Raw genomic sequence first — 9,914 nt, 5'->3', positions numbered from 1 at the left:
GCCCTGCGCCGCCGCCCCGCGGGTGGCGGCGCGGGCGGCGCCGGGCGCCAGCAGGGGCGGCAGCAGCAGGGCCAGCGCCAGCGGCAGGGCGACGACCAGCGCCAGGGCGGGCGCCATGGCGCCGAGCAGGATGGCGATGGCCAGAACCACAGCGATCGCCGCCGCGCCAGGCACCAGGGCGCGGAGATAGAGGCCGTCCAGCGCCTCGACGTCACTGACCAGCCGGCCCAGGAGGTCGCCGGCACCGCGCAGGCCGAGGCCGCCGGGCAGCCGCTCCGCCAGCCGGCGGAAGAACCAGATCCGGGTATCGGCCAGGGCGCGGAAGGTGGCGGCATGCGTCACCAGCCGCTCCAGGTAGCGGGCCAGGGGGCGCAGCAGGATCAGCGGCCGCAGCAGCAGCAGGGAGCCCACGGCGGCGCCGGCCAGCACCCCCGTCCTGAGGCCCTCGGAGACGCCGCGCCCGGCCAGCGCCAGCAGCGCCACGCCGGCCAGGGCCGCCAGGGCGGCCATCGCCCCACCGGCCAGCAGCCAGCCGCGCCGGACGCGCCAGAGGCCGAGGACGCGCAGCAGGTCCTCGCGCATGGGCCGCGGGCCCGGCGGGGTGGGTCCGGGCCTCATTCGCCGGCCATCCGCGGCAGGAGGGCGCGCCCGCCCTCCAGCTCCAGCACCCGGCTGAAGCGCGCCCGCAGCGCCGGGGAATGGGTGGCGATGATGGCGGTGCGCCCGGCGCAGAGGCGGCGCAGACTCTCCAGGACCTCGGCCTCGGTGCCGGGATCGAGATGCGCGGTGGGCTCGTCCAGCAGGATCAGCGGCGCGTCGCGCAGGAAGGCGCGGGCGATGGCCACCCGCTGCGCCTGTCCGCCCGAGAGGCCGAAGTCGCCTTCGCCCACCGGCGTGTCCAGGCCCCGTGGCAGGGTGTCGGTGAAATCGGTGATGCGGGCCGCGCGGGCGGCGGCCTCGACCTCGGCCTCCGTCGCCTCCGGCCGGGCCAGGGCGATGTTGCCGCGGATGGTGTCGCGGAACAGATGCGCGCGCTGCCCGACATAGGCCGAGAGGCGGCGCAACTCGGCCGGACGCAGCGCCGTGGCGTCGCGGCCGTTCAGCGCGATCCGCCCGGTGTCCGGGCGGCGGAAGCCCATCAGCAGCCGCAACACCGACGACTTGCCGGAGCCGGAGGGGCCGGCCAGCACCAGCGCCTCGTTCGGCAGGACGCGGAAGGAGAGGTCGGTCAGCGCCGGGCCGCGCGCCGGGTCGTAGGTCAGCCCGACCTGCTCGAAGGTGAGCACCACGCTGGGCGGGATCTCGGCCAGGACCAGGCCGGGCTCCTCGGGCTGGGCGGCCAGCAGTGGGGCAAGCGCGGCGGCCGCCCCCTGGGCGGCCATGCGCTCGTGATAGGCGGCCGAGAAGGCCCGCAGCGGGGCGAAGAAGCCCGGCACCATCAGCAGGCAGAACAGCGCCGCCGTCGGGTCGGGGTGGCCGCCGATCAGCAGGTTGCCGTGCCGCCAGGCGAGGCAGCCGAGCACCGCCGCGGCGATCACCTCGAGCGACAGGCCGGAGAGGAAGGCGACACGCAGCACCCGCATGGTGCGCCGGCGCAGGTCCTGCGCCGCCTCCCCGAGCGCCGCCGCCTCGGCCTCCTGGCGGCGGAACAGCACGATCTGCGGCAGGCCGCGCATGCGGTCGAGGAAGCGGCCCGAGAGCGCCTGGAGCGCGTCGAACTGACGCCGGCTGGCGAGCGCCGCGCCGATGCCGGTGAGCGCCATGCCGACCGGCACCAGCAGCCCGGCGGCGAAGAGGATGACGCCGCTCAGCGGGTCCTCCGCCGCCACGGCGCAGGCGATGGCGAGCGGGGCCAGCGCGGCCAGGATGGCGGCGGGCAGCCAGCGGGCGAAGTAGCCGTCCAGCGCCTCGATGCGGTCCACCACCAGGGCAACGCGCTCGCCCGCCGGGCGCTCGTCGGCCGGGCCCAGCTCCAGCAGCCGGGCGAAGGCGCGGCGACGCAGCCCGGCGCGGGCGGCGGCCCCGGCGGCGGCCTGGGCGTGCTCCTGCGCCACGCCGAAGCCGGTCTGCAGCAGGGCCAGGGCGGCGGCGGCGGCCAGCTCGGACCAGCCCGCTCCGCCATATCCCAGCAGGGCGGCGAGAATGCGCGCGATGAGCCAGGCCTGGGCGATGCCGCAGGCGGTCGAGGCGAGGCCGAAGAGGATGGGGCGCGACAGGCGCGCCCGCCCGTCACGGGCAGTCGCGGCCAGCAGGGAGCGCGCCGCCTCTGCCTCGGCCGGCAGGGGCTTGGACATGGGCGGGGTTCTAGCGGGTTTTCCGGATGGCGGGAACCGCGCGCGGGCCGGCGGAGGGCTGGCGTGCCGCTTGCTTGCCCGCGGGGGCATCGCGCCGGAGAGGAGACCGCCCCGCATGCTGCCCAGCCATGGCCGCTACGACTACCACCCCTGGCCCGGCAGGCCGGCCTATGCCTGGCCCGGCGGGGCGCGGCTGGCGGTCTATCTCGGCCTGAACCTGGAGCATTTCGCCTTCGGCCAGGGGCTGGGGGCGGAGCTGGCGCCGGGCGCCAATGGCGGCGGCGGCCCGCAGCCCGACGTGCTGAACTACGCCTGGCGGGACTACGGCAACCGCGTCGGCGCCTGGCGGGTGCTGGAGCTGCTGGAGGAGCTGGACCTGCCGGCGACCGTGCTGCTGAACAGCGCGATGTACGATTACGCGCCGCAGCTCGTCGCGGCCCACCGGGCGCGAGGCGATGAGATCGCCGGGCATGGGCGGACCAACAGCGAGCGGCAGAACATGATGAACGAGGCGGCGGAGGCGCAGCTCATCGCCGAGGCCACCGCCGCCATCGCGGCGGCGGAGGGCGCCGCCCCGCGCGGCTGGCTCTCGCCCTGGATCGCCGAGAGCGCCTTCACCCCGGACCTGCTGGCCGAGGCGGGCTATCGCTACACGCTGAACTGGTGCGCCGACGACCAGCCGATCTGGCTGCGGACGCGGGGGGAGGGGCGGCTGCTCGCCATCCCCTATCCGCAGGAGGTGAACGACATCCCGTCCATCGTCGCCCGCAAGGACGGGGCCGAGCGGTTCGCCGCCATGATCGAGGCGGATTTCCTGGAGCGGCTGCGGCAGGTGCGTGACGGGCGGCCGCAGGTGATGGGCATCGCCCTGCACCCCTACCTGATCGGCCAGCCCTACCGGCTGCGGGCGCTGCGCCAGGCGCTCGCGGCCGTCGTGGCGCGGCGGGAGGAGGTCTGGATCACCACGGCCGGCGCGATCCTGGACCATGTGCTGACCCTGCCGGAGGGGACGGTTCCCTGACCCCCGGCCGGGGTCAGAGGCCGAGCTGCCGCGCCAGATCCTCCATGTCGCCGGCCACGGCCTCCCAGTCCTGCTCGGCGCGGAGGTCGGTGGTCTGGTCCGGCCCGTGCTCGGTCGGGCGGGCGATGAAGGCGGTGCGCAGGCCGCAGCCCCGCGCCGCGGCCAGGTCGCCATTGTGCGCGGCGACGAGGCAGACCTGCTCCGGCCGCAGCATCAGCACCTCGGCGGTGCGCAGATAGGCCTCGGGGGTGGGCTTGTAGGCCTGTGCCACCTCGGCGCCCAGGATGGCGTCCCAGGGCAGGCCGGCGCGCCTGGCCATGTCCAGCATCAGCCGGATGTTGCCGTTGGAGAGCGGGGCGATGATGAAGCGCCGCTTCAGCCGGGTGAGGCCGGCCACCGAATCGGGCCAGGGGTCGAGCCGGTGCCAGGCGAGGTTCAGCGCGTCCAGCTCGGCCGCCGGCACGCCCGCCGGATCGATGCGGAATTCCGGCAGCACGGCCTCGAGGTTCTCGCGGTGCAGGATGTCGAGCCGGGTGAAGGGGCGGCGGCCGGAGCGCACCTCCTCCATGGCCGGCGAGTAGCGGCGGCGCCAGGCATCGGCGAAGGCGGCCGGATCGGCGCCGGGGGCGTGGCGGGCCAGGAAGGGCGCCGCCTCGCGCGCCACGCCGCCGCGCCAGTCCACCACCGTGCCGAAGACGTCGAAGACCAGCGCCTGGACATCCGCGAAGGCCCGCATGGCCATCTTCCCCTCAGTGTTTGTCGCGGGCGATACCGTCGGCCACCAGGGAGCATCCGGCAATGGCCAGCAGGATGGCCAGGCCCGGCCAGAGCGCGGCCAGCGGCGCGGCGAAGACCGCCTCCTGTGCGTTGGCCAGCATATTGCCCCAGGAGGGGGTGGGCGGCTGGATGCCCAGGCCGAGGAAGCTCAGCACGCTCTCGGCCAGGATGGCGCCGGCGACGGCCAGCGCCGCGGCGACGGCGACCGGCGCGGCCAGGCCCGGCAGCACATGCCGCCAGAGCAGCCGCGCCTCGGTCACGCCCAGCGCCCGGGCGGCGCGCACATAGTCGCTGGCCAGGATGGCGAGCGCCCCGGCCCGCGCCAGCCGCGCCACCCCCACCCAGCCGAACAGCACCAGGATGAGGGTGATGCGCAGCATGTCGGTCGCCGCCGCGCCGCGCGGCAGGCCAAGCCGGGCGGGGTCGATCGCCGCCAGCAGCACCAGGATCGGCAGCGCGGGCAGCGCCAGCAGCCCGTCGGCCAGGCGCATCAGCGCGGCATCCACCCAGCCGCCGCGCCAGGCGGCGAGCAGCCCGACCGCCGTGCCGAGCAGCGCCGAGGCCAGCGCCGCCGCCAGCCCGACGGCCAGCGACACGCGGGCGCCGTGGAACAGACGCGCCAGCAGGTCGCGCCCCAGCTCGTCGGCGCCCAGCGGGTGCTCCGGGGAGGGCGGCGCGTAGCGGGCGAAGAGGTCCGGCGCGAAGGGATCCTGGCCGAGCCAGCCCGCCACCCAGGGGGCGGCCAGCGCGGCCAGCGCCAGCAGGCTCAGCAGGGCGAGGCCGGCGCGGAGCCGTGTCATTCGCCGAGCCTCGGATCGATCCAGCGCTGCGCCAGGTCGGCGGCGAGGGTGGCCAGCATGGTCACGAGCGCCACCAGCAGCAGCGCCAGCAGGGCCAGGTTGTAGTCATTGCCCATCACCGCGTCATAGAGCAGCTTGCCCATGCCGGGGCGGGCGAAGAGCGTCTCCGTCACCAGCGCGCCGGAGACCAGGGCGCCGGCGTCGAGCGCCAGCAGCGTGAGCAGGGGCACGGCGGCGTTCGGCAGGGCATGGTGCCAGAGGAGGCGCCCCTCGCCGGCGCCGCGCGCCCGCGCGCTGGTGATGAAGGGGCGCCGCAATTCGGCGGAGAGGGCGGTGGCGGCATGGCGCGCATAGGCCGCCATCTGGCCGAAGGCCAGGGTGGCGACCGGCAGGATGAGGTAGCGCAGCGGCGATTCGCCTTCCGCGGGCAGGCCCCCCGCCGGCAGCCAGCCGAGCCGCACGGCGAAGAGGATGATCAGCAGGATGCCGAGCCAGAAGCCCGGCACCGCCTGGGCCAGCAGGGCCAGCAGGTCCACCGGCCGGCGCCAGCGGGGCGAGAGCGCCGCCAGCGCGCCAAGGCCGGTGCCGGCCAGCGCCGCCAGCAGCACGGCGGCGCCGACCAGCACCAGGGTCGAGAGCAGCGCCGGCCGGAGCACCGCCACGGCCGGCTGGGCGAAGAGGCGGGAATAGCCGAACTCGCCGCGCAGCAGCCCCGCGCCCCAGGCCAGGTAGCGTTCGATCAGCGGCTGATCCAGGCCGTGCAGCGCGCGCAGGCGCGCCACGTCCGCGGCGGTCAGGCGGGGATCGGCCATCAGCGAGAGCGAGACCGGGTCGCCCGGCATCAGCCCGATGGCGAACCAGGCGGCCAGCGAGAGCAGCAGCAGGGTCAGGGCGATCTGCGGCAGGCGCAGCGCCGCCAGCCTCAGCGCGCCCGCCATTCCGTCACCCAGAGAGAGGAATAGTTCTGGTGCCCGGTGGGCCGCACGCCGTCGAGCCAGAGCGGCCAGACATGCGCGTCCGAACGGTGCCAGAGCGGCAGGGCGGGCAGGTCGGTGGCGATGCGGCGCTGCAGCCGCGCCCAGAGCGGGCGGCGCTTCGCCGCGTCCAGCTCCAGCGGCAGGGCCTCGATCAGCGCGTCCACCCCGGCGTCGCGGTAGCCGGTATAGTTCTGGCCGGACCAGTTGCGCTCGGCGCGCGGGATCTCGTCGGAATGGAAGGTGCTGCGCGGCACGTTCTCGGGGCTGCTGACCCAGGCGAAGAGGGCGCCGCCGGTGAAGCGGCGCCGGCTCACCGTCTCGCCGAAGAAGACGCGGGGCGGCTCGTTGCGGATCCGCGCCTCGACGCCGACGGCCTTCCACATCCCGGCCAGGATCTGCTGCACCTGCTCGCGCGAGCGGTTGCCGGCGGTGGTCATCAGCTCGAAGGCCAGGCGGTCCCCGGCGGCGTTGCGGCGGACGCCGTCCGGGCCGGGGCGCCAGCCGGCCTCTTCCAGCAGGGCGGCGGCGCGCGCCGGGTCGAAGGGCCAGGCGGGCGTGTCGGGGTCGTAGCCGGCATCGCGCGGATGCACGGCCCCGGCCGCCACCTCCTGCCGCCCGCCATAGAGGCGCGCCACGATCTGCGCCCGGTCGGCGGCGAGCAGCAGGGCCTGGCGTACCCGCCGGTCGGCCAGCAGGGGGTTGTCCAGGTTGAGGTCGATATGCTCGTAGGTGAGGCCCGGATTATAGGCAAAGCGGAAGCGCGCGCCGGCGCGGCGCTCCAGCGCCACGACCTGCTCGAGGGGCAGCCCCAGCTCGCCCGCCACCATGTCGATCTGCCCGGCCAGCAGCTGCGCCTCCAGCGCCGCCGTGTTCTCCACCGTGCGGATGGCGAGGCGGTCGAAGGCGGGGGCGGGGCCGGTCCAGTGCGCGTTGCGCTCCAGCGTCACCCCGGCGCCGGGCTGCACCGCAGCGATGCGGTAGGGGCCGTTCCAGAGCGCCGGATTGGCGGTCTCGGTCTCGTAGGCGGAGCGGGTGCGGTAGCCGGCCCTGTCGGCCTCCCAGCGCGGCCGCTCGATGCGCGCCGGCAGCGGCTGGAACTGGCCGAGGCCGGCATAGTCGAACGTCACCTTGTCGAAGCGGATGGTGAAGCGCCGGGGATCGTCGCTGCTGAACTCATAGGCGGAGCGGTAGGTCTCGGCCGGGCCGAAGCCGGTCTCGAAGGCGCGGCCGGCCTCCCAGGCGAAGCGCATGTCCTCGGCCGTGACCGGCGTGCCGTCGCCCCAGTTCAGCGCGCGCAGCTCCCAGGTGACGCGGATGCCGGGCCGGCCATCCGGCGTCGTCTCCAGCACCGCCTGCCCGTTCTCCAGGCTCGGCAGCCGGGTGCAGGCGAGGCAGCCCTGCTGCCAGTCGGCGTCATAGGCGGTGACGGGGCGCAGCGCGAAGCCGAGGAGATAGGCCTTGGCCGCCATGTTCTCGATGTTGGGGTGGAAGTTGCCCGGATACTGGCTGAGGCCGATGGTCAGGCTGTCGCGGCGCGGCTGGGCGGCGGCATCCGCCAGGGTCAGGCCGGGGGCGAACAGGGCGAGGGTGGCGGCGAGGCAGTGGCGCATGGGCCGGGATGATGCCGGCTCATGCCGCGGCGCGGTAGGGCAAAACCCGGGCTATCCGAAGGCTTCCCGCAGCAGCAGCAGGTTCAGCCCCACGATCAGCGCCGTGGCCGCCCAGCCCAGGGCGAGTTGCCAGCCCGGTGTGACCAGTGCGCCGAGCCGCCGGCGGTCCCCCGCGAAGAGCATCAGCGGGATGGCGGCGAAGGGCAGCTGCAGCGAGAGCACCACCTGCGAGAGCACCAGCAGCTCGGCCGTGCCGCGCTCGCCATAATGCCAGGTGACGAGCACCGCCGGCACGACGGCGATCAAGCGCGTCACCAACCGGCGAAGCGCGGGGGGCAGGCGGATGCGCAGGAAGCCCTCCATCACCACCTGGCCGGCGATGGTGGCGGTGACGGTGGAGTTCAGCCCGCAGCAGAGCAGCGCCACGGCGAAGAAGACCGGCGCCGCCGCGCCGAGCAGCGGCGCCAGCATGGCATGCGCCTCGCCGATCTCGGCGATCCCGGTCTGTCCCCGCACATGGAAGGCGGCGGCGGCGACGATCAGGATGGCGGAGTTGATCAGCAGGGCCAGGGTCAGCGCCACGCTGCTGTCGATGCTGGCGAAGCGGATCGCCTCCCGCTTGCCGGCAAGATCCTCGCCGGCGGCGCGCGACTGCACGATGGCGGTGTGCAGGTAGAGGTTGTGCGGCATCACCGTGGCGCCGAGGATGCCGAGGGCCAGGTAGAGCTGGCGGGAATCCGCGACGATCGAGGCGGAGGGCAGGTAGCCGCGCAGCACGGCGCCCCAGTCCGGGTCGGCCAGCGCCAGCTGCGCCAGGAAGCAGAGGGCGATCAGCGCGATCAGGCCGATGACGAAGGCCTCCAGCCAGCGCACCCCCTTGTGCTGCAGCCAGAGGATCAGGAAGGTGTCGAGCACGGTCAGGATCACGCCCTCCAGCAGCGGCAGGCCGAAGAGCAGCTGCAGGGCGATGGCGGTGCCGATCACCTCGGCCAGGTCGGTGGCGCAGATCGCCAGCTCCGCCAGCAGCCAGAGCGGGATGGCGACGGCCTTCGGGAAGCGTTCGCGGCAGAGCTGGGCGAGGTCGCGCCCCGTGGCGATGCCGATGCGGGCGCAGATCGCCTGCAGCAGCATGGCCATCAGCGAGGACAGCAGGGCGACCGAGAGCAGCGTGTAGCCGAAGGCCGAACCGCCGGCGATGGCGGTGGCTCAGTTGCCCGGATCCATGTAGCCCACCGCCACCATGTACCCCGGGCCGATGAAGGCTAGCAGGCGCCGCAGCCAGCCGGCGCCGAGCGGCACGGCCACGCTGCGGTGGATCTCGGTCAGGCTGCGCGGGGCGCCGTGCCGGTCGGTCACGGGCGGTGCGCCCGGCGCCGCCGGGAGGACCATGCGGAAAGGCGGAGCATGGCGCGCATTGAGCCTGTAGCCGGAGCTACAATCAAGCGCCCGGCTGCGATACGCGGGCCGGGGCCGCCACGGCCTCAGCCGGCCTTGGCCTTGTAGGCCTCCGCCTCCGCCAGGCTGCCGACACCGCCGCGCGCCCGGCTCCACTCCACCGGATCCTCCAGGAACCGCCGCACCTCCTTCAGCGCCGCCTCGGAGAAGTAGGGCCTCTCGCGGCAGACCTCGAGCACGTCCCACCAGGTGGCGAGATGCAGCAGGTTGAGGTTGATCTCCTTCAGCTTCTCCTGCCCGCCGGGGAAGACGCCGTAGAAGAAGACGACGAAGGTGTGGTCGCAGATGGCGCCGGCGTCGCGCAGCGCCTGGGCGAAGCGGATCTTGCTGGCGCCGTCCGTCGTCAGGTCCTCGACCAGCAGGGTCTGCTTGCCCTCCGGCACGTCGCCCTCGATCTGGGCGTTGCGGCCGAAGCCCTTGGGCTTCTTCCGGACATAGGACATCGGCGCCATCATCCGGTCGGCGATCCAGGCGGCGTAGGGGATGCCGGCGGTCTCGCCGCCCGTCACCGCCTCGATCGTCTCGTAGCCGATGTGGCGGCCGATCTTCTCCACCGCCAGCTCGACGATGCGGTTGCGGGCGCGGGGGAAGGAGATGATCTTGCGGCAGTCGATATAGACCGGGCTCTTCCAGCCGCTGGTGAAGGTATAGGGCTCCTCGGGCCGGAAGTTGACGGCCTTGATCTCCAGGAGGATGCGGGCGGTGGTGAGGGCCGCGTCGCGGTCCCAGTCGGAAGGGTGGGTCGAGGACATGACAGGGGCTCCTTTTGCCGCGGTTGGTAACGCCCGCCCGGCGGCGCGTCCATGACAGAAGCGAGTCGCGTCTGGGTCCTGGCCGATCCCCGCGCCGGCACCGCCGCCCAGGCGCTGGGCATGGCCGAGCGGCTCGGGCGGCCCTTCCACACCCTGCCGCTGGGCTGGGGCGCCCTGGCCCGGCTGCCGCTGCCCTGGCCGAGCCTGGCCGGGCTGTCGGCCGAGACC

Annotated in this window: 7 protein-coding genes and 2 pseudogenes; 1 reads left to right on the top strand and 8 read right to left on the bottom strand. The window is 74.6% G+C overall.

Translation table 11 applies throughout. From position 1 onward, the window contains the following. A pseudogene (locus ACVMLK_RS17370) lies at positions 1-582 on the bottom strand (thiol reductant ABC exporter subunit CydC); the annotation flags it as partial. Positions 583-614: 32 nt separating this feature from the next. Continuing rightward, on the bottom strand, positions 615-2,294 hold the full coding sequence (cydD, locus tag ACVMLK_RS17365; protein WP_457487119.1) for a thiol reductant ABC exporter subunit CydD: 1,680 nt from the start codon (positions 2,292-2,294) through the stop codon (positions 615-617). Between the two features lie 115 nt (positions 2,295-2,409). Between cydD and ACVMLK_RS17360 the strand changes: the two genes are divergently transcribed. Next, a complete protein-coding gene (locus ACVMLK_RS17360; protein WP_457487118.1) occupies positions 2,410-3,315 on the top strand; it encodes a polysaccharide deacetylase family protein in 906 nt (301 codons plus the stop codon). A gap of 13 nt (positions 3,316-3,328) precedes the next feature. Here the strand turns inward: ACVMLK_RS17360 and ACVMLK_RS17355 are convergent, their stop codons facing one another. The 6 genes and pseudogenes from ACVMLK_RS17355 to ACVMLK_RS17330 all read right to left on the bottom strand — a co-directional run bounded on the left by ACVMLK_RS17355 (position 3,329) and on the right by ACVMLK_RS17330 (position 9,686). Then, complete coding sequence (locus ACVMLK_RS17355) at positions 3,329-4,051, bottom strand: haloacid dehalogenase type II (RefSeq protein ID WP_198364463.1); 723 nt, start codon at positions 4,049-4,051, stop codon at positions 3,329-3,331. A gap of 13 nt (positions 4,052-4,064) precedes the next feature. Then, on the bottom strand, positions 4,065-4,892 hold the full coding sequence (locus tag ACVMLK_RS17350) for an ABC transporter permease (RefSeq protein WP_198364464.1): 828 nt from the start codon (positions 4,890-4,892) through the stop codon (positions 4,065-4,067). Further along, positions 4,889-5,830 carry an ABC transporter permease gene (locus ACVMLK_RS17345; protein WP_457487117.1) on the bottom strand — a complete coding sequence of 314 codons (942 nt, stop codon included), beginning with the start codon at positions 5,828-5,830 and terminating at the stop codon, positions 4,889-4,891. Before ACVMLK_RS17345 ends, ACVMLK_RS17350 begins: the two co-directional genes overlap by 4 nt. Then, a complete protein-coding gene (locus ACVMLK_RS17340) occupies positions 5,815-7,479 on the bottom strand; it encodes a peptide ABC transporter substrate-binding protein (protein ID WP_457487116.1) in 1,665 nt (554 codons plus the stop codon). Before ACVMLK_RS17340 ends, ACVMLK_RS17345 begins: the two co-directional genes overlap by 16 nt. A gap of 51 nt (positions 7,480-7,530) precedes the next feature. Continuing rightward, positions 7,531-8,868: pseudogene (locus tag ACVMLK_RS17335) on the bottom strand (Nramp family divalent metal transporter). Positions 8,869-8,960: 92 nt separating this feature from the next. Next, entirely contained in the window at positions 8,961-9,686 is a 726-nt protein-coding gene (locus tag ACVMLK_RS17330) for an orotate phosphoribosyltransferase (protein WP_198364468.1), read from the bottom strand. Positions 9,687-9,914 lie beyond the last annotated feature (228 nt).

Source organism: Teichococcus aerofrigidensis (genome assembly GCF_054073225.1).
The sequence above is the reverse complement of the archived record's forward strand: the minus strand, read 5'-3'. Positions and strand labels throughout refer to the sequence as shown.